At 37.2% G+C, this 25536-nt stretch carries 29 protein-coding genes; 20 read left to right on the forward strand and 9 right to left on the reverse strand.

What is annotated here, in order from left to right; all coding sequences use genetic code 11:
• Positions 1 to 70: 70 nt before the first annotated feature.
• The 4 genes from OCV67_RS10680 to OCV67_RS10695 all read right to left on the reverse strand — a co-directional run bounded on the left by OCV67_RS10680 (position 71) and on the right by OCV67_RS10695 (position 2896).
• Entirely contained in the window at positions 71 to 934 is an 864-nt protein-coding gene (locus OCV67_RS10680; protein WP_147643971.1) for a prealbumin-like fold domain-containing protein, read from the reverse strand.
• A 9-nt stretch (positions 935 to 943) separates the two neighbouring features.
• The gene (locus OCV67_RS10685; protein ID WP_147643972.1) at positions 944 to 1225 is read right to left on the reverse strand and encodes a hypothetical protein; all 282 of its coding nucleotides are present in this window, start codon (positions 1223 to 1225) and stop codon (positions 944 to 946) included.
• A gap of 323 nt (positions 1226 to 1548) precedes the next feature.
• Complete coding sequence (locus OCV67_RS10690) at positions 1549 to 2586, reverse strand: DUF6017 domain-containing protein (RefSeq protein WP_147643973.1); 1038 nt, start codon at positions 2584 to 2586, stop codon at positions 1549 to 1551.
• Positions 2573 to 2896 (reverse strand): hypothetical protein, encoded by a 324-nt coding sequence (locus tag OCV67_RS10695; protein WP_147643974.1) that lies wholly within the window; start codon positions 2894 to 2896, stop codon positions 2573 to 2575. Before OCV67_RS10695 ends, OCV67_RS10690 begins: the two co-directional genes overlap by 14 nt.
• Before the next feature lie 357 nt (positions 2897 to 3253).
• Here OCV67_RS10695 and OCV67_RS10700 point away from each other — a divergent pair, with 357 nt between their 5' ends.
• From OCV67_RS10700 to OCV67_RS10720, 5 genes are all read left to right on the forward strand, one after another.
• On the forward strand, positions 3254 to 4624 hold the full coding sequence (locus tag OCV67_RS10700; protein ID WP_147643975.1) for a recombinase family protein: 1371 nt from the start codon (positions 3254 to 3256) through the stop codon (positions 4622 to 4624).
• A 150-nt stretch (positions 4625 to 4774) separates the two neighbouring features.
• Entirely contained in the window at positions 4775 to 4987 is a 213-nt protein-coding gene (locus tag OCV67_RS10705) for an Arc family DNA-binding protein (RefSeq protein ID WP_147643976.1), read from the forward strand.
• A gap of 27 nt (positions 4988 to 5014) precedes the next feature.
• Complete coding sequence (locus OCV67_RS10710; RefSeq protein ID WP_147643977.1) at positions 5015 to 5470, forward strand: DUF7832 domain-containing protein; 456 nt, start codon at positions 5015 to 5017, stop codon at positions 5468 to 5470.
• Between the two features lie 547 nt (positions 5471 to 6017).
• The gene (locus tag OCV67_RS10715; RefSeq protein WP_147643978.1) at positions 6018 to 6224 is read left to right on the forward strand and encodes a hypothetical protein; all 207 of its coding nucleotides are present in this window, start codon (positions 6018 to 6020) and stop codon (positions 6222 to 6224) included.
• A gap of 658 nt (positions 6225 to 6882) precedes the next feature.
• Positions 6883 to 7461 (forward strand): hypothetical protein, encoded by a 579-nt coding sequence (locus OCV67_RS10720; protein WP_147643979.1) that lies wholly within the window; start codon positions 6883 to 6885, stop codon positions 7459 to 7461.
• 71 nt (positions 7462 to 7532) lie between these two features.
• On the opposite strand, the gene OCV67_RS10725 is transcribed toward OCV67_RS10720, so the two are convergent.
• Positions 7533 to 7778 carry a hypothetical protein gene (locus OCV67_RS10725; protein WP_147643980.1) on the reverse strand — a complete coding sequence of 82 codons (246 nt, stop codon included), beginning with the start codon at positions 7776 to 7778 and terminating at the stop codon, positions 7533 to 7535.
• A gap of 338 nt (positions 7779 to 8116) precedes the next feature.
• Here OCV67_RS10725 and OCV67_RS10730 point away from each other — a divergent pair, with 338 nt between their 5' ends.
• The 7 genes from OCV67_RS10730 to OCV67_RS10760 all read left to right on the forward strand — a co-directional run bounded on the left by OCV67_RS10730 (position 8117) and on the right by OCV67_RS10760 (position 12999).
• Positions 8117 to 8434 (forward strand): hypothetical protein, encoded by a 318-nt coding sequence (locus tag OCV67_RS10730; RefSeq protein ID WP_262644554.1) that lies wholly within the window; start codon positions 8117 to 8119, stop codon positions 8432 to 8434.
• 151 nt (positions 8435 to 8585) lie between these two features.
• Positions 8586 to 8810 (forward strand): CbrC family protein, encoded by a 225-nt coding sequence (locus tag OCV67_RS10735; RefSeq protein WP_394802700.1) that lies wholly within the window; start codon positions 8586 to 8588, stop codon positions 8808 to 8810.
• Between the two features lie 67 nt (positions 8811 to 8877).
• Positions 8878 to 9321 carry an HAD family hydrolase gene (locus OCV67_RS10740; RefSeq protein ID WP_262644555.1) on the forward strand — a complete coding sequence of 148 codons (444 nt, stop codon included), beginning with the start codon at positions 8878 to 8880 and terminating at the stop codon, positions 9319 to 9321.
• A gap of 165 nt (positions 9322 to 9486) precedes the next feature.
• Positions 9487 to 10593 (forward strand): YwqG family protein, encoded by a 1107-nt coding sequence (locus OCV67_RS10745; protein ID WP_147643982.1) that lies wholly within the window; start codon positions 9487 to 9489, stop codon positions 10591 to 10593.
• Positions 10594 to 10625: 32 nt separating this feature from the next.
• Positions 10626 to 11087, forward strand: coding sequence for a hypothetical protein (locus OCV67_RS10750; protein WP_147643983.1), 462 nt, complete (start codon positions 10626 to 10628; stop codon positions 11085 to 11087).
• Between the two features lie 45 nt (positions 11088 to 11132).
• Positions 11133 to 11918, forward strand: coding sequence for an immunity protein Imm33 domain-containing protein (locus tag OCV67_RS10755; protein ID WP_178085102.1), 786 nt, complete (start codon positions 11133 to 11135; stop codon positions 11916 to 11918).
• Between the two features lie 79 nt (positions 11919 to 11997).
• Positions 11998 to 12999 (forward strand): DUF6572 domain-containing protein, encoded by a 1002-nt coding sequence (locus tag OCV67_RS10760; RefSeq protein WP_147643985.1) that lies wholly within the window; start codon positions 11998 to 12000, stop codon positions 12997 to 12999.
• A 554-nt stretch (positions 13000 to 13553) separates the two neighbouring features.
• Here the strand turns inward: OCV67_RS10760 and OCV67_RS10765 are convergent.
• Together OCV67_RS10765 and OCV67_RS10770 are read right to left on the reverse strand one after the other, a co-directional pair.
• Positions 13554 to 13700 carry a relaxase/mobilization nuclease domain-containing protein gene (locus OCV67_RS10765; RefSeq protein WP_262644556.1) on the reverse strand — a complete coding sequence of 49 codons (147 nt, stop codon included), beginning with the start codon at positions 13698 to 13700 and terminating at the stop codon, positions 13554 to 13556.
• A 61-nt stretch (positions 13701 to 13761) separates the two neighbouring features.
• A complete protein-coding gene (locus OCV67_RS10770; RefSeq protein WP_262644557.1) occupies positions 13762 to 13890 on the reverse strand; it encodes a hypothetical protein in 129 nt (42 codons plus the stop codon).
• Between the two features lie 465 nt (positions 13891 to 14355).
• Here OCV67_RS10770 and OCV67_RS10775 point away from each other — a divergent pair, with 465 nt between their 5' ends.
• The 3 genes from OCV67_RS10775 to OCV67_RS10785 are packed head-to-tail and all read left to right on the forward strand — an operon-like array spanning position 14356 to position 16192.
• Positions 14356 to 14709 carry a dihydropteridine reductase gene (locus OCV67_RS10775; protein ID WP_147643986.1) on the forward strand — a complete coding sequence of 118 codons (354 nt, stop codon included), beginning with the start codon at positions 14356 to 14358 and terminating at the stop codon, positions 14707 to 14709.
• Between the two features lie 3 nt (positions 14710 to 14712).
• Positions 14713 to 15606, forward strand: coding sequence for a hypothetical protein (locus OCV67_RS10780; protein WP_147643987.1), 894 nt, complete (start codon positions 14713 to 14715; stop codon positions 15604 to 15606).
• Positions 15599 to 16192 carry a TetR/AcrR family transcriptional regulator gene (locus OCV67_RS10785; protein WP_147643988.1) on the forward strand — a complete coding sequence of 198 codons (594 nt, stop codon included), beginning with the start codon at positions 15599 to 15601 and terminating at the stop codon, positions 16190 to 16192. Before OCV67_RS10780 ends, OCV67_RS10785 begins: the two co-directional genes overlap by 8 nt.
• A 428-nt stretch (positions 16193 to 16620) precedes the next feature.
• Here OCV67_RS10785 and OCV67_RS10790 read toward each other — a convergent pair whose 3' ends face one another.
• Positions 16621 to 17460, reverse strand: a complete 840-nt coding sequence (locus OCV67_RS10790; RefSeq protein WP_147643989.1) for a helix-turn-helix transcriptional regulator — start codon at positions 17458 to 17460, stop codon at positions 16621 to 16623.
• Between the two features lie 254 nt (positions 17461 to 17714).
• Between OCV67_RS10790 and OCV67_RS10795 the strand changes: the two genes are divergently transcribed.
• From OCV67_RS10795 to OCV67_RS10815, 5 genes are all read left to right on the forward strand, one after another.
• The gene (locus OCV67_RS10795; protein WP_147643990.1) at positions 17715 to 18641 is read left to right on the forward strand and encodes a hypothetical protein; all 927 of its coding nucleotides are present in this window, start codon (positions 17715 to 17717) and stop codon (positions 18639 to 18641) included.
• 24 nt (positions 18642 to 18665) lie between these two features.
• Positions 18666 to 20744: a glycoside hydrolase family 3 C-terminal domain-containing protein gene (locus OCV67_RS10800; RefSeq protein WP_147643991.1), complete on the forward strand. Its 2079-nt coding sequence runs from the start codon at positions 18666 to 18668 to the stop codon at positions 20742 to 20744.
• Between the two features lie 21 nt (positions 20745 to 20765).
• Positions 20766 to 22091, forward strand: coding sequence for a xylose isomerase (xylA, locus tag OCV67_RS10805; RefSeq protein ID WP_147643992.1), 1326 nt, complete (start codon positions 20766 to 20768; stop codon positions 22089 to 22091).
• 253 nt (positions 22092 to 22344) lie between these two features.
• Positions 22345 to 23868 carry a xylulokinase gene (gene xylB, locus OCV67_RS10810; RefSeq protein ID WP_147643993.1) on the forward strand — a complete coding sequence of 508 codons (1524 nt, stop codon included), beginning with the start codon at positions 22345 to 22347 and terminating at the stop codon, positions 23866 to 23868.
• Positions 23869 to 23972: 104 nt separating this feature from the next.
• Positions 23973 to 24257, forward strand: coding sequence for a hypothetical protein (locus OCV67_RS10815; RefSeq protein WP_147643994.1), 285 nt, complete (start codon positions 23973 to 23975; stop codon positions 24255 to 24257).
• Between the two features lie 125 nt (positions 24258 to 24382).
• On the opposite strand, the gene OCV67_RS10820 is transcribed toward OCV67_RS10815, so the two are convergent.
• Entirely contained in the window at positions 24383 to 25006 is a 624-nt protein-coding gene (locus OCV67_RS10820) for a dockerin type I domain-containing protein (protein ID WP_147643995.1), read from the reverse strand.
• Positions 25007 to 25536 lie beyond the last annotated feature (530 nt).

A 25536-nucleotide genomic window follows, 5' to 3' on the forward strand; every position in this document is an offset into this window, starting at 1 on the left:
CGGAAGTCCGAAAATTTGCAGAGGATTTTCAGCAATTATGTAAATTTTTGTAAAAGCGTCCCCCGAAAGATTATGATACGAACAATACATACGCCGTTTTTCCCGCCTCAACTATTACTGTCTTATCACGGACATTTGTGTAAATACTTGAGGTTTTCTCCGAAACCTTGTATGTGCCGGGCTTAAGACCGGGTATTCTGATATATCCGTCTTTGCCTGTGGTGTAGTCTCCGTCGATTCCGTTACCGGTAATATGGAATGTAATTCCTTCCACCTTGTTATCGTCCGGAGAACTTTTCTTTATCCACAGGCTGCCGTTTTCTACGCCCTTTACAGCTGCGTAATAATCACGGGGATCAGCCTGAAGCTTGGTGATAGTCTGATTGTTTGATCCGTTTGTCAGTACGAGCATTCCACAGCGTTCGCCGGAAGCGTTGACATTGTTTTGCTTCATAGTTATCAATTTGTTGGCTTCAGCCTTGACTTTCAGCTGTGTTGCTGATTTTGAAACAACTGAACCGTCCTTGACTGTAACGTCGAAATTATTCAGCTGACCGTTTTTGTCAGTGAATGTGTATGTTCCATCGCTGCCGCATTTTAAAGCATTTTCCTTTGCTAAAGAATCCTTTTTGTAAGCAAAAGAAACTTCTTTACTACCAGTTTTGATATTTTTTTCATAGGATTCATAAAAATTTTTGACCTGTTTGCATACTTCGGCATTTTTAAAATTGTTTAAAACATCCTTTACAGGCGTATAGCCGTTGGAAATACGGTTAAATTGTGCGTCTCTCTGACCTGCAATAACCTCCCACACCAATAACTGTGTTGCTATATATTGCGGAAGATATTCCGAATAGCTGTAAAGGTTTGATGGTTTCTTTGCGTAGGCATACAAGAATATTTGACCAAGCAAAGTTTCCTGATTATCTGACAAATAAATCGTTCATTCCTTGTACTTGAACGAATTTATCGGCTTGCCCGGTTCCAGACAATATGCTATATCTCCGTTATGGGCGATGATATACCACAGTCCGCCTGCGATTTTACCGTTTTTGGATATCTGGGTTCTGCTTTTCTGACCGTATCCGTCAGGGGCAGGCAGAGTTACAATTTCATAATCCGAAGCGGCTGAAACCTGAGTGAACGTCTGTAACGGCAATGCCGAACAAAGCATCATTACAGCTGTTACTATCAGCAAAAGCTTTTTACAGAATTTTTGTTTCATTTTCATTTCCTTTCTTTTCGGCATATGCCGTTAATACGCATTTGCGGGCAATTTACAGCCCGTTTGAAATCGTGCATATAGCATCACTCCCTTCACTGGATTTGCGCATTACAGAGCCTTGCAGACGGCTCTGCGATTAAATACGGAGTGGAAATGAAAATTAAGCGTATGCCCTGAGAGCAATTTTAAGGCGGTTTTTAGACGCTTTAAAATTTAGGGTGTAATTTTGTGAAAAAACTCCTTTCGTTGATTCTGAGGCTTGCTGGTGCCCTCTACGGCGATTTTATAGCTATTTATGAAAAACCATTTGGATTTATATCAAATTACAGTCCGGAAAAAGAATTTGTAAGGGATTTTATTTCTTCTATGTCGAAAGAATACTGTTTGGTTTCAGCCTGATCAGCGTCACGAGCATAATAGCAGTCCATTGTTGACGGAGCGTTGAATAGTGACGTCAGCAGATATGCCCTTATGTTTCTGGGCTTGTCTGCATTTTTATTCAGGCATTCCAGAACATAGGCAATATGCTTGTCCGTCAATTGTTTAAATCTTTGAATGACTTCCTCCAACGGTTTGTTTTCTCCGCCTATGCGGATACTTTGTGAACGGCTTGACATAACGTCTGCCAGAATATTGATAATGCTGTTTATCTGCTTTTTGTCAGCTTTATTCCTGCTGATGAGGTTTTCATAACTTAGCTGTTTTTTTAGTTCAGCTTTGATTTCTTTTCTGTCAATCTTATCAATCGAATCCATTTCATCGCATCTATATGTATTATTAATATTATTATTATCTTGATAAGATTGATTAATAGAATTATTATTTAATTGATTATTATTTAATTTATTTTTGGCCACTTTCCAATTATCCACTTCTCGCTCGTCCACATCTGGAAAATCGGTAAGTGGGTTTTTATCCACTTTCTGATTTTCGGTAAGTGGTTTTTTGTCCACTTCCTGATTTTCGGAAAGTGGTTCTTTTGATCCACTTTCCGATTTTTGGTAAGTGGGTTTGGTATTTACTTTCTTATCATTGAAAAATTCTTCTTGTCGTTCTTCACGGAAAATGGGAATACCGCTAATTTCATATTTCCAATCTAAAACTACTCCTTTATCGTTGGTTATTCTGGCGCGCCTAAGATATCCTGCTTTTTCCAGTTTTTTCAGTGTTGAATAAACTTTAGATTTTCCACATGGCAAAATTGACGCTAATCCTATTCCTGAAAAATCCCATCCATCTGGAAGAGACAGCATAGTGACTAATAATCCTCTTTCTTGAATGTCCAAATTAATATCTCTTAGGCAATCATTTTCTATGTGAGTAAATCCATTTCCTGATGAAATTCGCTTAATTACTGGCATTAAATACATCCTTTCTGTTATTTGGCTCTATCCAATGCATTTTTCTTACAAGAGATTTTTTATTTACAACATAAGCACCTTTTGAATCTCTGTAAATATACCCTTTATTTTCTAGTTCCTTGAACGCTTTTTTTAGTTCTGTTATATTTCCCGCAGGAAATTTATTATGAAATTGTTTAATTGTTATATGATCACAGTTTGGCAAATTTACCATCTGACTTAAAATTCCTTGTGCTTCAAATGATATTGACTGAATAAATTCAAGTTTTAATGATATCATTCCCGTTGATAAATTATTATTTATTTGCATAATTGACCTCCTTTTTAAATCTTTTGACAATCTTATATTTTTTAATTATTAACTTATTCATAGTTATTCCTTTCTCTAAATTATTTATTTTAGTATATTGCACAACTTGATTAATTGTGATATAATCAATAACAGAAATTTACAAATTTCGACAAATCAGTATTGATTATCCATGGAGGTATAAAAGACAAAAATGATTAAAATTAAATATAAAAAAATATCAGAATCTTCCCTGAACTATTTTTCAAAAATGATTTATTCCGATATTCAAAAATTCTATAAAAATGAGACAGTCTGTAAAAATATTCAGCACACAAATTACGATAGAAATACAATGAACGAAAGGATTTCGCAAAAATGAACGTAGTTATTTATGCACGGTATTCATGTGATAATCAGCGTGAAGAAAGTATTGATGGACAAATTCGTGAATGTAAACAGTATGCTGACAGAAATGATATGTGTATTATCGGCGAATACATAGATCGTGCATTTTCTGCCAAAACCGATAATCGTCCTGAATTTCAAAAAATGATTAATGACAGCTATTCAAAAAAATTTCAAGCTATTGTTGTCTGGAAGTTGGATCGTTTTGCTCAAAACAGATATGACAGCGCTAGATACAAAACCATATTGAAGAAAAACATGGTTGAAGTTATTTCCGCTACTGAAGTAATATCCAAAGGTGCAGAAGGAATTATTTTAGAAGCTGTTTTAGAGGGTTATGCCGAATATTATTCCGCTGATCTTTCAGAAAAGGTAATCAGAGGAATGACCGAAAACGCTTTGAAGTGCAAGTATAACGGCGGTAATGTTCCTATCGGTTATTTTATAGATGCAAATAAAAATTATCAGATAGATAAACTTACAGCACCGTTTGTAAAAGATGCATTTGAAATGTACGATTCCAACGTAACAATGAAAAAAATAACAGAATACCTTAATCAAAAAGGCGTTAGAACTAGTAAAAATAAACTTATCAGTATTCGTACTATGTCAACTATTTTCAGAAACAGAAAATATATTGGCGAATACAAATACAGAGATATCATTGTTCCTAATGGCATTCCCCAAATTATAAATAAAAATTTATTTAACAGAGTACAGGAACGATTAAATAATAATCAAAGAAATTCTAATCCTGATTTGAAAAATAAATATATTCTTTCTTCAAAATTAAAATGCGGTAATTGCAATTCGTTTATGAATGGGGAATCCGGTACTAGTAAAACCGGAAAAGTGTATAATTACTATAAATGCTCATCCGTAAAACGTCATTTAGGTTGTGATATGAAAAGCATTAGAAAGGAAGATGTCGAACAAATAGTTTTAGAAAAAATAATAGCCTATTTGTTTACGGATAAAAATATAGATAAAATTACTGATGCTGTATTGAAAATTAATAAAAAAGAAAATGCATTTATATTGCTTTTAAAAAAGCAATATAAATGCATTGTAAATAATAATATCGTTGATGCAATCGCACAAGGAATTTTCTCTAATTCTGTTCAGGAAAAATTAACGGAACTTGAACAAAAAAAGATCGAAATAGAAAATCAGATTAAAATAGAAAAAGAAAATTTATCTAATTCTAAATTAACTAGAAGTCAAATAAAATATTGGCTTTTTAATATTTTGACTTTACTGCCGAATGATAAAAAATCTTTACTGATTGACACTTTTGTTGATGAAATTATTTATTTTCCTAACGATTCTGATAAGCCATGAGTTCGATTGTATGGAAATTGGGCTTTCAGATTATGTACCGAACATAAAATTTTGCAAAAAATCCGGACAACTTTTACAAAAAGAATTGACAAAATAACATTGATAGCGTATAATTAAAGTAATGGGTACAATACGAAAGGATTGATTTCTATGTACTATAATGAAAAACGAAAAGCAATCACGGCAAAGTATGTTAAAACGCACCTTGACGATATCAAGATTCGTGTTCCAAAGGGTGAACGAGAGAAACTAAAAGCTGTCGCTGCTGAAATGGGCATGAGCATGAATCAGATGTTTATCAAGGCTGTGGAGGAATATATTGAGAAGAACTATAAACCAGAAGCAGAAAATAAAATAGATTGACAAATCGGAATTTGGAGGAGCAAAATAATGGCAATCGACAAAGCTGACTGGCACTGGGATAGTGCTGAGAAAACATATCGAAAAAAGCACAATATTACAGGAGAACTTACGGAGGAACAGATTGAAAAAATTTGGTTGTATGCTTCAAATCATATCGGCTTATTTATCAAATGGGTGATTAACAATAATTTTCAGGGAGAAGATGCAGACGCAGAAGATTGTCAAAAAGTTCGTGACGGACTCATGACCGGCTCTGAATATTTAATGTACGATTTAGATGGTAAACTCTTGGAGGAAGATGTAAATACAGATATTCTTGAATTTGTCAGACAGTACTACGGAAATGAGTATTTCAATGATTACTGTGAAACTTGTCCATGTGATATTTCATGTGATCTGTATGATTTCATTTCCGGTATAAATGATTACAACGCTTTAAAAGTACGGATTGATGCTGCATATAAAAAATTTAAAGAAAAGTAAATTAGTATTTATGGAGGTATTTATCTTCCTTATTTTCTAAAAATAAGGAAGATAACAAAAGTGAGTTTATCGATGTAAAGATTGAAAAGTTAATTGAATGGAATGAACCAAATGTCCGGATTCATACAAGCTTACTATGCTTTGCTTGAATTCCTCTGTATACTTGGTGTTTTCCATGTGATTCTATCCTTTTTTATATTATACCATCTTTTGCCTTTGGGTGTCATATTTTTTAGTATTGCATCACTATTAATAGTGCTTGGGAGCACTTTGCGGTGAAAATTACCAGTTGTATATTATGTGGTAAAATTAATTTCTGATAAAATGATGAAATAGTGTTGACTATGTAAAAAATATATGATATAATACAAATATCAGCGAAAGCTGAAATATTATAAGAAAGTACAAAATATTTTTTCTACGCATTGAAGCTCGGTGAATAACTGGGCTTTTGATGTATAATATAGTAAATAAAAGTAGTTTATTGACAAAATATAGCGAAAGTAATATAATTAAATATATAAAATTATTAAGGGGATTATAGTAAATGTATATAATAAAACCACATTTTGATTATTGTCCGATACAGAAAACAGAATATTTTGTCAATGTAAGATATAAAATAAGCGATGTGAATACATATAAAAAGGTCTCAATGGAATGTGTATATCAGGAGTTTTATAAGCAGAATTGTCCAAAAAGAAATAATTGTCCTATTTATAAATCAGCTGATGTGATTGTAGTGAATAAATAAAAATTCGCCAATGGCGAATTTAAGGAAAGGTCTTGACATTACATAAAAATATTGTTATAATAATAAAAAAAGGGGCACACTGATAGACGGTTATCCTCCATGTAGTTTAACTAAATAAACCGCAAGTTTGGAGACTGGGCGGTTTATTTCTTTATGTTCTTGATTACTTCATTTACAGTAACAAGAAGCAGGATAGTGAGAACTAAATATGTAAGTTCCATACCTATCACCTCCCTGCCAGCTTATTTCGCCTGCCCGTTAGGGGACGATCAATTAGCTTATGGCGTAAGGAGGGAACAACCGCCTACCGTTTAGAGTATGCCCATGCATTAAATTATACCATAGATATCGAATTTTGTCAATTTATTCATAATTCGCCAATGGCGAATTTTATAACAACACTTGACAATAATAAAAAGTGGTGTATAATAATCACAAAAGATATAGTATCTAAAGCCACTGGTTTCACGAAAAAAGCCTAGAGGATTACGCCCTCTAGGCTTTAAATTGTGCTGACTACTTCCTTTTATTTAAAATAGCTAATGGCAAACATTATTATATAATAAAAATGTCGAATCAACGCTATTGACAATTATTGGTATAAATGATATATTATATATACAGTACTGTAAATATTATGAAATAAGAGGTTTATAAAATGAAAGTATCTTTAAAGAAAATTATAACATCACTGTTTGCATGTATACTTTTTACTGTATCTATGATAAGCAATATTACGGTAAGTGCTGCATGTCAGCCAAAGCTTTATCTTTTGGCAAATAATATGCGGACTTATACAGCTAAGCCGGGAGAAACTGTAACAATTACTTATAATGTTGACGCTCCAGATCATACTTGGTGTGCTACAGGAGTTCATATCAATTATGATAAGAGACTTACAACAAAAATTAATAATCGAACTGGAGGATTCGCTTATACAAAAGGTCCGGTAGCCTCTTATCTGTCTATGATTGTTGAACCATATGAAATTGACGGGTTTAAAGGTGTGTTTGTATGTACGTATGGATCAGGTAATTCTAATGATGGCAGTGGTACAGTTATGTCATTTGAAGTTGATGTTCCTGCAAATGCAAAGTCCGGAGATAAATATCCGATTGAATTTTGGTTTCGTGAAACAGAAAATGCCAAAGATATATTTACGGATTATCTTGGTGATAAATCAATAACTGAATATGCGTTTACAAATGCAAAAAATTGTTTAATTGTAATTAAGTAATTTAATATCTTACATAATAAAGCACGTCATTTGACGTGCTTTATTATTGTTATTCTCCAATGGCGAATTGATCAAATCTCCAAATCATAACTTTGGCTGTTTTTCTTTTGTGTGGAATTATGAGAGTTCAGTTTCTGCCTGTCAGCTTCGGTTTCCAGTTCAAAGGACTTAACATTGTCCTTGCCCAGAAGATTTTCCTTGTTGTCAAGATTAAGCTGTCTGTCCAGTTCAGACTGCCTTGCAAGCTTTGTTTTCAGATGATTCAGATATACCGATTTTAAAGTCTGAAGCTTGTGAACTTCTATATCAATTTCCATTTTTTCACGGATAAGTGGATTACCTGCACAAAGCGCTTGACATCTGCAAATTCCATTTCCGATTGTGAAACGTCCTCGCAGACTCTCACAGGATTTTTGCTTGTCATGATCTGTGAAATAAAGCCTTGCTTAGTTTCAAGGGTTTGGAAACGGTAAGTCAAACTAAAGTTTGCTTTGAATGTTTTATTCTATTAGATTTGATCAGAATAAATCGGTAGATTTTGCTAAAAGCGTCATATGGTCAGTTGACTGATTGTGAAAAATATAGTATAATAAACCCGATGAACAGGTAATCTACTCGACAAATATTAATTTGCATAAGGTGGAGAACAAAAACAGTGGTTAAACAATTAAATGAAGAACAATACCTTAGTACAATGGGAAACAAAATGAATAATGTAACAGAGAGTGCAGAACCATTGGTAAATATTTGGAACTATGCAAAGCAGTTATTAAAAAATAACTTGATTTCAGAGTATGGGTTCTCTAAAAAATATGTGGAAGCAGTTTATGAAAATACTGAACGCACGTACCAACATATTTTACTCTTTACCAACCAGAAAAACTTCTATGCTGTAATTGTTGTTGACATAGTTCATAAAATTATCTTAGGTCATTACATTCTTGATTTGAATGAAAAATATGGATTGATATAAATGAACCTGTTTATAACTTCCAAGTTTGTAGAAATCAGCAACCCCCAAGTTGTAGAGAAGGTAAATTCTTATTTCTTGGGCTAAAGAAGGTGAAAATCCTAATCCGATTGAGACGGGAGCTTTTATAAATGGTTGGCAGCAAGAATATTGGATTGCTCATTGTGACGATTATTGTGATTTTGTTGGATATGTTGGGTGGAAAGAATTAGTTGAAATGGGTATAGATAATGAAATTGAAAAGAATTACAATCAAGAACTAAATGGTTTTGAATTAAAAGATGTGAAGGAATGTATGTATAATGAAGGTAGTATGCAAGGTTATCTTTTTAAATGTTTGCATTGTGGAGAACATTTTTTATATGTAGATTGTGATTGAATAAAAATTTCTATTTTCTTAATGGAGGCGAAGGGACATAATTGTTTCATTTGATTTGGATGATACTTTGTTTGTATCTCCACCAGAATTTCAGACAGAAAATGAATTAACGTTTCCATGGAAAATGATTTACAAAGAAAGATTACGTTTAGGAACGATAGAACTTTTTAGGAAACTTCAATCTGAAGGAATTGAGACCTGGATATATACAACTTCTTTTAGAACAGAAAAATATATTAGGCATCTGTTTGGTCATTATGGAATAAAAGTTGATCAGATTATAAATGGTAGTAGACATAAGAAAGAAGTACAAGCGGGGAAGAAAGAACCAATGCCTTCAAAGTATCCAGCAAAATATAGAATTGATTTGCATATAGATGATGATCCGAGCGTAATGCAAAATGGAAAAGTATATGGATTTAAAGTTTTCCTTGTTGGTCCACCAGATAATGAGTGGGGGGACAAAATATTGCAGGAGGCAATGCGTATTAAATGTATAATGAACAAATAAAAATGATTGAACGTTCAGCCAAATTGATATTTAGCGGGGAAAGGCGAGAAAAATACATATCAAGGATGTCAAATTCTAAACATTGACCAATAACTTTGGTAAACAAGAAATCAACATTTGCAGAAGGTGGAGAACAGAAATAGTGCTTAAGGAGGTCAAACGAATATGAAAAAATTTATATTAACTATTCCGGGAATCCTTTTGTCTGTGTTCGGAGGCGGAATGTTTATTTGTTGTTTGTTCGGTGCGATTGAAGATGAATTTCAACCGGTTCATGTGTATCTTTCTCTGTTCTTTTCCTTTGGTGTAATTTTAGCCTTGGGAATTGTAATGATATATCTTGGTCATAAAAAGAATGTGAGATCAAAAGAGGGTGCTGACTACAATCATACGCCTGTTCAAACGCCGGACAAGAAAACTGTGAAAATACTTTTACAGGAGTTACAGAAGCGAACTAGTCAGGATTCAATCAAAATTCAGATAGAGGAAAACAGAAAACCAACGCTTTTTGGAAGTAAAATAGGTGGTATCCCTTATTGGGACAAGAAGAGAGAATATCCGAAGGATTCTGATGGAAGCAAGCTGATGTTGCTGGCACAGATGAATCTGAATGAGCTTCCTGAAAATCAGATGCTTCCAAGGACAGGCATACTGCAATTTTTTATACTATGTGACAGAAACTATGGCATGGCTATTCAGGAAAGCGGCTATCCAAATAATACATATCAGGTGGTATATCACGAAAAAATAGATGAAAGTATTACAGAAGCGGATGTGCTTTCTATTGGAATAAAAACAACCGGAGATTTGGAAAAAGAGAATAAGAGCGTAAACCAACAGGATAGCAACTGTTTTCCTGTACGGGGAGAATATGCAGTTTCTTTCAAGATGGAAAAAGCATATATGAATGACTGTGATGTAAGGTGTGATGAATTACTGCATAAGATTGCAGAGGAGCTTGGCGTTGAATTGGACAGCAGATTAGAATTCTATCAAATGTTTGACGAGTATGATAAAAAATATGTGGACATTCATGAATCCACATATGGACACCGAATGTTTGGATATCCACATTTCAGACAGTGGGATCCGAGAGGTGTGGAGGCTGCGGATTATTATGATACCCTGCTGTTTCAGCTTGATTCGGATTACTGGAAGAATCAGTGGCGCATTCTGTGGGGCGATGCGGGTGTCGGTGCGTTTTTTATCAATAGTAAAAAACTTGAGGAACTGGATTTTGGCGATGTACTGTATAATTGGGACTGTCATTAGTGGCTATACGAATTGTCGGAAAGGAGAAAAAGATGTATCGGGTAACAGTAACAACTCGTGTTTTGAATGACAAAGATACGCTGCGCTTATCGGCACCTATTTTAGTATGGTTGGTTTTGTTTATTATCATATTTGGTGTAATGTGTATAGCGGATATTTGGTTTCTTGTATTACCAATGTTTCTTGAATTTTTATGTATCATTCCTGTCACCGTCTGGTCAATAAAAAAAGCCAGAAAGCTTCGGCAGGAGTCTTTTGTAAAGATAGATGTTATGCTCACTGCAAGAGACGGAATGATCTATAAAGATAATATGAAGCTTAACGTAACATACAGCGAGCAGGATAATGAAGTTTATCTCGATGATATGCACGATGAGGGAAAGTATAACCATCGTAAAATTACTTTCTTTGCGACAATCAGCGGAGATGATGTCGGGGGATTTATTAAATTTTGTCGTGAAAATAATGTTCAGGTTGAAATATTTCCTGAATGATAAGTAATAAAAGGTACATCATTAAACTTAATGGGAGCTAAAATTATGAATGAGATATTGAATGAAATAAGACGGCTGATCCGTGAAAGCCGTACAATGTATCTGCCGCATGTAAAGGCTGAAGCTTTAGAAGAAAATGGGGCAGTTTATTACATGAATGGAAAAAACGGGACGGAATTTGATTGGTATGTGAATGGTAAAGTTTCCGATTTTTTTGTATTTTATAAAGATGAAAATAATTTAGGTGCCGTTAAGCTGACACTTTATCGTGATGGTGGCGTACTGGTATATATTTATGATGAACATGGAAGAAATTTGATAAAAGAAATCAAAACATATGTGGAAGCATCGACGGAGGAAATCTTTACTTTTGCGGTATTATTAAGAAATGTAATGGATGATAAAAAAATCTGGGATGCAAATATAGACAGCATTGATACAGGCGTTATATTAACTGCTGATCATATTAGCGAATTTAAAAATAATGAACATTATTATGAAGATATGATTAACAGGAAGAAGTTACTCGGAATGATGTCATATGTATCGAAAAAGATTACTGATGAAGGTTGGAAAGTCGGATATATGACCAGAGAGGAAGCGCTGAATGAGAATGACAGCGGCTGGTCTTTTATGGCTGGAAATGAGGATGATGAATATGTGGCAGATTACAGTAATATAAAGCTGTTATCCATTGCAGGAGTGTGTCAACTGGATTCTGATGTATTGAAGTATATTGATAATCCTGTCGGAACAGCCCTTATACGAACATCTTCGGATGAATTTGAAATTGACAATAATGACAGGAAAATATATGTGGAAAAAAGATAAGGATACTGAAAAAATGTCTGCTATTCTGTTCTGAAGTGTTTACATGGAAGAATGAATTTGTATTTGAGGTGAAATAAGTATGTCTGATGTAAATAATAGATATGTAATAGACCAAATGGCAGTTGAAGATGAAAAGCTGGTGCTTATCATTGTTGATCCGATGGAATGGGGATATTGTGTGCGGGAAAGTCATGCCCGTACATTGAAGGATAAAATCAGTGATTATTTGCAGTTTATAGATAGTGGACAAGCTGCGGAGTATCATAAAGATGAAGAATATAACAGGATTGTAATTCGTGTTGCTGCGAAATGTTCTTACAGCAATTATGGTTTGGATTTTCTTGAAAGATGCCAAAAATGGATTCAGGAAAACGGGGCATTATGCGAGCTTGAATGGACTCATCTGCAAAGAAATGACGAAGAAGAAACGGAGTTTCAGGACGGCTTTTCAGATGATTACATATTTGAACCAGACAAGCTTTATCCCCGTATCAAAAAGAATTGGTCAAAAACTCCCGCTGAGGCAGTCACGCTTATGGCTGCGAACAACAATTTTAATAATCAGAGCGGCGAAATACAGGAATACAATAATATCCCCATGTTTCGGATTTATGATAGCTATATAATTACACTGATACAGGATATGGGCAGCACTTATATGTATCTGACCTATGACAATCTTCCGGAAGATACGTCCGCCCAATTGCTTGAGAGCAAAGCGTTTGAAAATCTGTACCGGGATATAACGTATCGTATGGTGGAATCAAAGGAAGCAGGTGTGTATGGATTGGTGGCAGGCGGAGATTTTGAAGCGGAGGCTTTGTGTCTGCCAGGTATATGGGAAGATTGCAGCGAGGCATTACAGGATGATTTACTGATTGCAGTTCCGACGAAGGATATGGTGCTGTTTACAAGAGCAGGCAATAAAAAATCCATACGTAAAATGATAAAACAGGCGCAGAAAATATTTGAAGAGAATCAAAAGGAAAGTCCGTTCCTGATTTTCAGTCGGGATGTTTTCTATTATAACAAGAGTACAAAAGAGCTTGAAATCAGTAAGAAGTATCATATAAGCAATTAAAATTAATAGATGTTGATATTCCTGAATATGGAAAGGAGTATGGTACTATGGCGAAGCGAAAGACGTTACCAAAAGATTTTAAACTATTGGTAGAAGTAGCAGGTAATTAAAAATGTATTCGAAAAATTTGATATCAATGCATATGGAGGATACAATAAAGGAAATGCCGTTGAGTTTCTTATATCCGAAAGTATGATGCGATGGCTGTTGGAACAGGGAGCAGATATTAATTACGTGGATACATATGGCTATACTTCACTGTTGTATCATGCGGGATATACGTATGCAGAAGAACAGGTCATTTAATGACGGGGTTGTTGACATTAAACTTAGATCCGATTGCAGTAGGGGAAGTAAATTACAGAAGATAGTTTTTTGAATGATTTTAGAGGGAGAGCAAATGTCTGACATCAGTTCCTAACATTCCAACCATGAATTTTTTGCATTTTTCTGCTCCATTCATAATGAGAAATACCCTTGCCATATTCGGGATTTTCAATTACTGACGAGCTTGCTTTTTCACAGATTTCATCGGAGACTTTCCGCAGTTTCGCTCATGCTCTGTCAGGTTTTTTACCCTGATTTTCTTCTGTTTCAAAGGTGCGGTCTGTCTGCATATTTACGTTGTTGAAAATGATATGCGAGTGGATATGCCCATGGTCATTGTGAATGGATACTGGTCTTTCAGAAGTCGGCTGCATAGTAACTGAGCTATCATCATTGCCTGTTCGGAAGTGACTTCTCCTGGTGCAAAACTCTGGATTATGCGCTCAGCTCCGGAGAAGACTTTTTCAAGTTCCTTTCTTCGGCGATCTTTGAGAACGTCCATGCCACTTTATTGGCATTTTTATTTCCCAGTTCACGGAGAATTTTTCTTTCATCAGTTGTCATGGGGAAAAATTCCCCTGAAAAGCATCGTGCTTTCGTCCTCATTTTTCGTGGCGCAAAGTACTGTGCTTGCTACGTTTGAGTGGATATTTCATATCCACGATATTTTTCAGCATTCCTTGCTGAAATTCTGTTCCTTCGGGAACATCTCAATTGTACTTTTCATCTGCGCAATTATTATGGATATTGGGCGCATTTTTGTGAAAATACAATTTTCATCGGCTGATTTATTCAGACGATGTTTTAAATGTCGATTGATATTTTAATCGTTGCATTCAAATTATTGTTGCTAAGGTAGTTGTATTTAATTGTCGGATGTGGTGTTATTATTGATAACATTCAAGCAATTTGATTGATAAATCGGGATTTATCTGTTCCTGAAAACAACATAAACATCAATCAATGTCGTTCAGTTTTTGATTTGCCTACTGTATAATAAAGGTATCAAATAAAAGGAGGCTATCAGCCATGAATACAGATAAGATTTACGCAGAACATCTCGCAAATGAGTATGCACCCAAAGACACCTCTAAGGTAGTCGCACTCCGTAAACTGGATGCCAGAGCAAAACTTCCTGCAACAGTTTTTACCTATACTTTCGGTATCATTGCTTCACTTATTACAGGTGTGGGAATGTGCCTTTCAATGAAAGTAATCGGCAGCGGAACGACAGCTATGTTTATTATAGGAGTCATAATTGGTATAATCGGATTTATTTGTATGGGAGTTAACTATCCTGTCTACAAAAAGCTTCTGTCAAATGGCAAACAGAAGTATGCCTTTGAAATCATGCAGCTTGCAAAAGAGATAAGTGAGAATTAAGCCATGCAAAAGACAAAGAGAATCATTAAAAAGTTTCTGCATCCGCCCAAAGTGACATTATTTTTTACACCTGTCGTGTATGCAGCGCTCATTTATATCTTTGTCGCAGGAAAAACAGAGAGTGCGTATTCATACATGATATATGTGATGTCTGCGTACTCTCTTGCTGTTATTATTGCCTCTGTACCTAAACTGTTAAAAGATATAAAAACGGCGTTCAATAATAGCAGAATAATGCAGAAAATCAGAGCATCATACTTCGGAAGAAAATATTTCGATGACCTTGCCTTTCGTGGGAGTGTAAATATTTATCAGGGTATGCTCATCAATTTTCTTTATGTTATATTCCGAATTGCAGCAGGTATACGCTATGCTTCAGTGTGGTTTATTTCAATGGCAGTTTATTACTTTGTACTTGGCGGACTCAGAGTGTATCTGATATTCAGCTATCGGAGAAAAAAAGAACAAAAAGAGAAATACCGGTGTTACAGAAAAACTGCTCTGCTTCTGTTTTTGCTGAATATTCCAATAGGTGGTATGATCGTTCTTATGGTGAGAACAAATTCAGGATTTACATATCCCGGATACATCATCTATCTGTCTGCATTGTACACATTTTATACTCTGATCCTTTCAATTATCAATCTTGTAAAATTCCACGAACTTGGTGATTTGATATTGTCGGCTGCAAAGGTGTTGAATTTCATTTCAGCCATGATGTCAGTCCTTGGCTTGCAAACAGCAATGATTTCACGTTTTTTTGAAAACGGAGAAAGCTACCGGAAATTGATGAATACACTTACTGGCAGTTCGGTATATCTGATAGTTATTGTGACAGCTGTGTATATGCTGATACACAGCAGAAAATACGGAAGGCAGGTGGAAAAGCATGAATAAGTCTGAAAGCAAATACTTTAATACAGCCGTGCGTATGGATGAGGCTCTTCTTGAATTGCTTGAAAAAAAGGATTTTGCGTATATTACAGTTAAGGAAATATGCGAAAAGGCAGGAGTGAATCGTTCCACTTTTTATCTTCACTATGAAACGATAGGTGACCTGCTGGCTGAAAGCATTGAGTATATGCATAAAAAGTTACTTTCTTATTTTTCAGATTCAGATAACAGTGTTGTAAATAAACTACGTTTTTGCCCTGAAGAAGAACTTTTTCTTGTCACTTCAGAATATCTTACTCCATATCTGACATTTGTTTGTCAGCACAGAAATATCTATCAGACAGCAATGGAAAACCCGAGGATTTTCTCTGCTGATAAAACCTATCAGAAAATGTTCCGGCACATCTTTGACCCTATTCTGCAACGCTTTTCCGTTCCAACGTCTGAGAAAAATTATATGATGCTTTTTTATCTAAACGGAATATCCGCAATAATAGCAGAGTGGCTGAAAAGAAATTGTACTGATTCAATTGAACATATAATTGCAATTATTCATAAGTGTGTTATGTGCGGTAAGGAGGAAATATGAAAGCAGCTATTTATTGCGGAAAAGAGAATATTGTTATTCGGGAATTTCCTTTGCCGGAAGTTGGAGAAAATGATATGCTGATTCTATTTGATTGTTTTGGATTTGTGTAGCTGTAATTTTCTGAAGTTCCTTTATTTTTAATAATATATCTGAATTAACTGTTGAACCGTTTTCCTAACGTTTTAAATTATCAGGACTTAGTTCAAGACTTTTAATCAAAGGTGTTGGTTTAGTGCCATTTCTGTTACATAGCTCTAAAAATTGTGTATAAAACATAAAATATCACTTCTAAAAATGTACAAAAACGCTAAAATACACTAATCTGAATCTTATAGTTTGATAAATACCTTTTAGCGTATTATAATATTAACCAATACGAAAGTGTAAAAAATTCCTCATGATGATTACGAAAATTTTTCCGATGTCTGCTATGTCCGATATAGTTTTTTGTAGTCCGAGGGAGTACATCCGGTTATACTTTTGAATACTCTGTTGAATGTTGTAAGGCTTGTAAATCCTACCTGCATAGCCACATCGGTGATTGAACATCCGTTTTCAAGTAAAAGAAGCTCTGCGGCTTTTACCCTGCGGCGATTAAGAAAATTAATAAATGTGGTATTACTGTATTTTTTGAATATCCTTGAAAAATGAAAGGTACTGTAGCCTGCGAGCTGAGCAAGATCCTCCAGAGTAATATCATTCATATAATTCTGTTCAATAAATTTCAGTATCATACGGAATTTGCCCGCATACTGTTCGCCGGCGTAATATTGTATTTCGTTAAGCTGATATTCCTTTATTTTGGCAAAAAAAGATAAGATCTTCATATATATATATACTTCGGTAACATCACCAAAATTAGAATAAAGTATATATATGTCTTTCATTATCTGGTTCATTGACCGCAGAAATTCTTTGTCAAAGCTTGAATTGATCAGCAAAGGCTCGGAAAAAACAGAGTACAGTTCCGACAGTGCAGGATTATTTGCAAACGAATGGTTGTCAATAAGAAGGATAAGGCGTCTGCCGGACTGAGCTTTAAGATTATGGAGCGTACCTGCGGGAATAATAAGTATATCACGTTCGTCAAGGTGATAATCCGTGCCTCCACAAATAGCCTCAAAGCCGTTTGTAAGCGGCATAATTATTTCGATAGCATTATGCCAGTGGAGAGGATATTCTTCATTTTCAATATTGTCGTATAAAAGCACACTTCTGTTCTGAGTATAGTCAACCGTTTCAAAATCACCGTTTAGATGTGCGATCATGTCAAGCTCCCTTTCATATATTTTTTGAATAATAATGATATAATCAAAAAATGTCTTGAGATTACATGATGTATTTTTATGTATAATATATAATAACATATCCTGCAAAAAAGTGCAATATATTTTATTGTAAATATGTGTATTTGCACAAGGGAAAATATAAAATATCGCAATAATTGAAACTTAAAGCGCAAAAAACGGTTAGTAAATCAAAACAAATTAGTGTATAATTTAAACAAATTGGAGGAAAAATTATGAGTGTAATATCTTCAAAACGTATATACAAGAATTTTGGTGAATGTATTTTCCTTGATAACGGTATTATCACCTTGGGAGTAACACTTGAAGAAGGTCCGAGGATAATATATTTCTCCCTTGCGGGAAAGAAAAATGTGCTTTTTGAAGATACTGAACGCATATTTACTGAGCCTGCAGGAAAATACGGAACATGGGTGGCATACGGCGGACACAGGCTTTGGTGTGCGCCCGAGGTGAATCCCGAAACCTATTACCCCGATAATAGCAGGGTAAGCTGCGAGATCACAGACAATACTCTTACATTAATGCCGCCCGTCACTCCATTTGGTAAGGAATTTACCATGATAATTGAAATGAACGAGGCATCTCCAGTTGTGAAGATAACGCACAAAATACGCAATATATCCGAGAAAAAAGCGGAGTTTGCGCCATGGTCCGTGACGAGTCTTACACATGGCGGAGTTTGTATTATTCCTATGAGCACGCAGAAAAAAGGATATCTTCCCAACCGTGTGATAAGTCTTTGGGACTATTCCGATATAAATGACAGCCGTTTCAGAATAACAAATTCCGAAGTGCGCATAAGGCAGGATAGCTACGTAAGAAAGGCTTTCAAAGCAGGCTTTAATCTTGAGGACGGTTACGCTGCCTATGCGGTCAACGGGCAGATATTTGCCAAATGTATCCCGAAATACGAGGAGGTATGCTATCCCGATTATTCCTGCAATTTTGAGGTATATACCAACAGCCTGTTTCTTGAATGTGAGCTTTTGGGAGAAAAAAGAGAGTTTGCGAAGAATGAGGAAGCAGTCATTTCAGAGCACTGGTGCCTGCTGGATAACGAAGGTAATTTTGAGCCGGATCTGAATGATTTCAAGGAGTATATCGGCGGTCGGATCAACAGATTTCTTGACGCAATATAATATAAATCTGAAAGGAAAATCACTATGGAAAAATATTTTGACAGCACCCTCAGCGCAGAAGAAAGAGCAATTGCGCTAACCGATGCAATGACGGTGGAGGAGCAGGCTTCTCAGCTCAGATACGATGCTCCTGCCGTAAAAAGGCTGGGCATTCCTGCATACAACTGGTGGAACGAGGGACTGCACGGTCTGGCGCGTTCGGGCATAGCCACAATGTTTCCGCAGGCTATCGGTCTGGCGGCTATGTTTGATACAGAACTGACTCAGAAGGTCGCGGATATAATCGCCGAGGAAGCTCGTGCAAAGTATAATGCATATACAAAATACGATGACAGAGATATATACAAGGGGTTGACTTTCTGGGCGCCCAATATCAATATTTTCCGTGATCCTCGCTGGGGCAGAGGACATGAGACTTACGGCGAAGATCCGTATTTGACCGCCGAAAACGGAAAAGCCTTTGTAAATGGCTTGCAGGGTGAAGGAAAAACAATGAAAGCTGCCGCTTGTGCTAAGCATTATGCTGTACACAGCGGTCCCGAAGCAGTGCGTCACGAGTTTAATGCCGAAGTTTCCAAAAGGGATATTGAAGAAACCTATCTTCCTGCATTTGAAGCACTCGTCAGAGAAGCTCACGTTGAGGGCGTAATGGGCGCATATAACCGTGTAAACGGCGAGGCTGCCTGCGCGAGCAGTTTTCTTATGTCCAAGCTGAACGAGTGGGGCTTTGACGGATACTTTGTGTCCGATTGCTGGGCAATACGCGATTTCCATGAGCATCACGGTCTTACAGCGAATCCGGTTGAATCTGCGGCTCTTGCCATAAAATCGGGATGCGATGTAAACTGCGGCTGCACTTATGCGTATCTCCTTGCCGCACTTAACGAGGGACTTATCACCGAGGAGCATATCCGAAACGCCTGCATACACCTTATGAGAACAAAGATAAGGCTGGGTATGTTCGATGATAAAACAGAATATGATGATATACCTTATACCGTTGTATCGTGCAAGGAGCACAAGGCGGTTTCGCTGAAATGTGCGGAAAAATCCATGGTACTGCTGAAAAATAACGGCATACTTCCGCTTGATGAAAGCCGACTGCATACAATTGCGGTCATCGGCCCAAACAGCGACAGCAGAATTGCGCTGGAGGGCAACTATAACGGTACTGCGGATAAGTATGTTACATTCCTTGACGGTATCAGAGAGCGCTTTGATGGCAGGGTCATTTATGCCGAGGGTTGTCACCTTTATAAAGACAAGGTTTCCGCTCTGGCGCAATCGGGTGACAGATATGCTGAGGCACTCGCCGCTGCGGACTGTGCCGATCTTGTTGTACTTTGCGTTGGACTCGACTCCACCATTGAGGGCGAAGAGGGCGATACAGGCAACGAGTTTTCTTCGGGAGATAAAAATGATATACGTCTGCCCGAATATCAACGTATCCTGGTAGACAAGATAATGCAGACGGGCAAGCCGGTTGTCGTTGTGTGTGCCGCAGGAAGTTCGGTGAATACCGAATGTGATCCGGATGCGCTTATCCACGCATGGTATCCCGGCTCGGAAGGCGGCACGGCACTTGCAGAGATACTTTTCGGCGACGTTTCACCTTCGGGCAAGCTACCCGTTACATTCTACGAGCGTTCCGATATGCTTCCCGACTTCACCGATTATTCCATGAAAAACCGCACCTACCGTTATGCGGAAAATAATGTGCTGTATCCCTTTGGATACGGTCTTACTTACGGAAAAATTGTTTGCACATCGGTTGAATACAAGGACGGTAAGGCTGTTGTGACTGCCGAAAACACGAGCGGCAAAGCGGTGGATGACGTTATTCAGCTTTATATCAAGGACTATTGTGAAAACGCTGTGCCTAATGTGAGTCTGTGCGGTTTCAAGAGGGTAAATCTTGCAGCAGGCGAGAAAATATTCGTAGAGATATCCGTATCGGAAAGAGCATTTACCGCTGTTGACGAAAACGGCGAGCGCAACCGCTTCGGCAGCAGGTTTACATTATACGCAGGCACTCATCAGCCTGATGAAATAAGCGAGAAATTGTGCGGCACAAAGTGCGTCAGCACAGAAATAAATTTATGATATTTTTCGGAGGTAATAAAAATGAGCGAATTCTTCAAAGACATAGGCAAAATTGCATACGAGGGCAAAAACAGCACGAACCCGCTTTCATTCAAATACTACAATCCCGATGAAATGATCGCAGGAAAGCCTATGAAAGAGCATCTGAAATTTGCACTTTCATGGTGGCATACAATGGGCGGTGACGGCACTGATATGTTCGGCTGCGGTACTGCTGACAAGTCATGGGGCGAATCTGACCCCTCAGCAAGAGCAAAGGCAAAGGTTGACGCAGCTTTTGAGATAATGGACAAGCTGTCAATTGAATATTTCTGCTTCCATGACCGTGACCTTTCTCCTGAGTACGGCAGTCTTGCAGAAACAAACGCTAAGCTTGACGAGGTAACAGACTATATCGCAGAAAAAATGAAGGCTGACCCTACCAAAAAACTTCTCTGGGGCACTGCAAAATGCTTTGATCACCCAAGATATATGCACGGTGCAGGAACTTCACCCTCTGCAGATGTTTTCGCATTTTCCGCAGCACAGATAAAGAAAGCTGTTGAGGCTACTGTAAAGCTTGGCGGTATGGGTTATGTATTCTGGGGCGGCAGAGAAGGCTATGAAACTCTCCTGAATACAGATATGGCACTCGAGCAGGACAACATGGCAAGACTTATGAGAATGACTGTTGACTATGCACGTTCCATAGGCTATAAGGGTGATTTCTACATTGAACCAAAGCCAAAGGAACCCACAAAGCATCAGTATGATTTCGATACAGCAACAGTTTTAGGCTTCCTGCGCAAGTATGGCCTTGAAAATGATTTCAAAATGAACATAGAGGCAAACCACGCAACACTGGCACAGCACACATTCCAGCATGAACTGAGAGTTGCAAGGGATAACGGCGTATTTGGTTCCATTGACGCAAACCAGGGCGATCCGCTGCTGGGCTGGGATACAGACCAGTTTCCCACAAATGTATATGATGCTGCACTTTGTATGTATGAGGTTCTGAAAGCAGGCGGATTTACAAACGGAGGACTTAACTTTGACTCAAAGGCAAGAAGAGGTTCATTCACTCCCGAGGATATTTTCCTCTCATATATTGCAGGAATGGACACCTTTGCACTTGGTCTGAGAATTGCAGTCAAGATGATAGAGGACGGCAGAATTGACAAGTTTGTTGCTGACAGATATGCGTCATGGCAGATAGGCATAGGCAAGGATATAATTGAGGGTAATGTTACCATGGCAGATCTGGAGAAATACGCTCTTGAAAAGAGTGAAGTTACAGACAGCCTTTCAAGCGGCAGACAGGAAATGCTTGAGTCTGTTGTGAATAATATTATGTTTAATCTCTGATAATGGCAGCTTGGCAATAAAAGTTTTTTGGTCCAGCTATTTTCAAAAATGCTGGCGAGGTTCAGTATGAGAAGCCCTGGTCGCCCTCCGCGGAGGGCGAAATTCCCTGCGCTATGCTTTTTGCGCGCGGAGAAAAAGGGTGAGAAAAGTGGCAGCTTTTCGAGGGGAAAGCGAACAAGACCGTTTTCCCCTTGTTATATTTTTACTGTAAGTTTTCAGCGAATGATCTACAACATACGAAAGGAATATATCTATGGCATATATAATCGGTGTGGACTGCGGTACAAGCGGTACAAAGACAGTTCTTTTTGATGAAAACGGCAGGGTAATTGCCTCTGCAACTGCGGAATATCCCATGTATCAGCCGAAAAACGGATATGCAGAGCAGAACCCTGCACACTGGGCGGCTGCAATGCTTGACACAGTGAGAGCAGTAGTTTCAAAAAGCGGTGTAAATAAGGACGAAATAAAGGGCATAGGCATTTCAGGACAGATGCACGGTCTTGTAATGCTTGATAAGGACAACAACGTTCTCCGCAATGCTATTATATGGTGCGATCAGCGTACAGCCGCAGAGGCTGATGAAATGAACCGCATAATCGGCAGGGAAAAACTCATTGAAATCACAGCAAATCCTGCATTGACAGGCTGGACAGCGGCAAAAATTCTGTGGGTGAAAAATAACGAGCCTGAGATTTTTGAAAAATGCAGACACATACTTCTGCCGAAGGATTATCTGAGATTTATACTTACCGGCGAATATGCAACAGAAGTATCAGACGCATCAGGAATGCAGCTGCTTGACGTTCCGAACCGCTGCTGGAGCAGTGAAATATGTCAAAGACTCGGTATAGATATGGAACTTCTGCCCAGTGTCTATGAATCCTGTGAGGTGACAGGCGTTCTGAGAGCGGATATTGCAGAACAGCTCGGACTTAATGCAGGCACAATAGTAGTAGGCGGTGCAGGTGACAATGCCGCCGCAGCAATAGGTACAGGGGTATGTGCAGAGGGCAGAGCGTTCACCACAATAGGCACATCTGGAGTTGTATTTGCACATACACCGTCTGTTTCCATTGACCCTGAGGGACGTGTTCATACCTGCTGTGCGGCTGTTCCGGGAGAATGGCATATTATGGGCGTAACACAGGCGGCAGGACTTTCGCTGAAATGGTTCAGGGACAATTTTTGCGGTGCAGAAAAGGATACAGCGGCACTTATGGATGTTGATGAATATTATCTCATGGACAAGGAGGCAGAAACCGTTCCGATAGGTGCGGAAAGGCTTTTGTATCTGCCTTATCTCATGGGTGAGAGAACGCCCCATCTTGACCCCGATGCAAGAGGCGTATTCTTCGGACTTTCAGCAATGCATACAAAGAAGCATATGCTGAGGGCGGTAATGGAGGGCGTTGCGTATTCACTTCGTGACTGCGTGGAGGTTTTTCGTGAAATGGGAATAAATGTTTCAGATATGATGGCATGCGGCGGCGGTGGAACATCACCTTTGTGGCGTTCAATTCTTGCAGATCTGTATGGCTGTGAGGTAAAGACGCCTGCGTCCAAGGAGGGGCCTGCACTGGGTGCGGCACTTCTTGCGTCTGTTGGTGCAGGGATATACGGCAGTGTGCCCGAGGCTGTAAAGGCAGTAGTAAGGACGGACAAGGTGTGTCAGCCTGACAGCAGCAGAATGGAAAGGTACGATGAATTTTACAGTCTGTACAGGGAAATATATCCTGCACTGAAAGACAGTTTTTCAAGGCTTGCAACGCTGTAAAAAAGTTTTTTTGGTGCAGCTGTTTCTTCAAAAATGCTGCTGATTTTATCAAGTCCAATTACAAAAAGCTTGCTGAAGCATACGCTAAAGGTATTTTAAAGACGTTGGGTATTTCTACAGCAGCAAGTTCGGCAAAGCATGTTCTAGATAAAACAGGCTACAAAAAAGGCGATAAGACTATTGGTGTGCTATCGCTTAAAGAACTACTGTTGACAGCCAAAACACTAGGTATCAACAAATACGGTATGGATAAAAATAAGTCTTTCGGTGATGGTACTCTGAAAGCAGTAAATTATCTGTTAGGCGTATGGGGTTATCAGCAAAACGGTATTGCGGGGGAAAACTTCATTAAACGTCTGCATACTGAAATTGAAAATAAAGTGAAATAATTGCAAAATTTATAAAAGTGTGATATAATTAATTTGTTGAAAAAATATACCGCAGAAACAATACAAAGCTAAGTCCGTCGGGAATTTCCTGACGGGCTTTTTGTTTTTTAAAGCCTTATTTTTATTTAAAAATGTGTTATACTTCCTCCCACAAAAGATAAAATAGAGGAAGCATCCCTTGCATCTACTATTCCGTCATTATTAATATCACCAGCAAGTAAAGCTTTTTCTGAATATGTTGGTTGTTCACCAACACCAACACTAGCACTATATTCTAAAATCAGATCAGCATCAAGCTTATTTACATAGCCATCCTGATTAAAATCACCCACCAGTACATAAATTGGTGTAATTTTTGCATTATTGCTTGTTTCATAACTATATTGTACAGAAAACTTATTGATTTCAGTCGGTGTATACCAAGTTGACATAGACAAAAAACCAGTACCGTTTATTTTAGGAGGACTGTAATACGAAGTAGTAAGGGCTTTCAAACTAGTGGAATAATTGCTGTAAAAATTGGAGGAATTAACTATTAGTTGTTTTTTTACACAAGAATTGAATGTATAATTATTGTTATTTAATATTGTACTACTATACCATTCCATATTAAGGGTGGATACCTTTTCATAAATACGCCAAGTATGCTTTTGTCCTGCATAATAAGCATTGGTCTTGTTTAAGCTGCATAATGAAAAAGCAGATGTAATTGCGAGCATAGATGAGATTATTTTCTTAAATTTTTTCATAATAATTTCTCCTTAAATAAATTTTATTAAATATACATATACACACATTATATACCAATAATTTACAAAAATCAACATATATATATAAAATTAATTAAATATTTACATTATGTCTATATTTTGTTTAAATATAAAGTGTAAAATATAAATGTAGTTTATGACTGTTTCCCAAAAAATCCCTACTTGATGCAAGTGGGGATTTTTTCTATATAAAGATTAAATTAAGATTGGCTGAAATTTTAGAAGTCTTATTTTCTTCACTCAATAGTAACATGCAGCAGAAAGTAAGAGTCACATTTGAAATATTTCACGGTTTAATGGTTCGTAGTAAGTTGGGAATAGAAAAAATTTTTATAAATTTCACAGCAATTATATATTTCATTTAACAATAAATCAGATAAAATAAAAACCTTGCAAACTACGTATTTACGTAATTTACAAGGTTTGTGTCTTGTGACTATGAAATAGATGAATGGATTTTGCCTATGTATTCGGATAAAAATGCAGTGATGTGCAATCATCACTGCATT

The organism is Porcipelethomonas ammoniilytica, assembly GCF_025567485.1.
Classification (GTDB): domain Bacteria; phylum Bacillota; class Clostridia; order Oscillospirales; family Ruminococcaceae; genus Porcipelethomonas; species Porcipelethomonas ammoniilytica.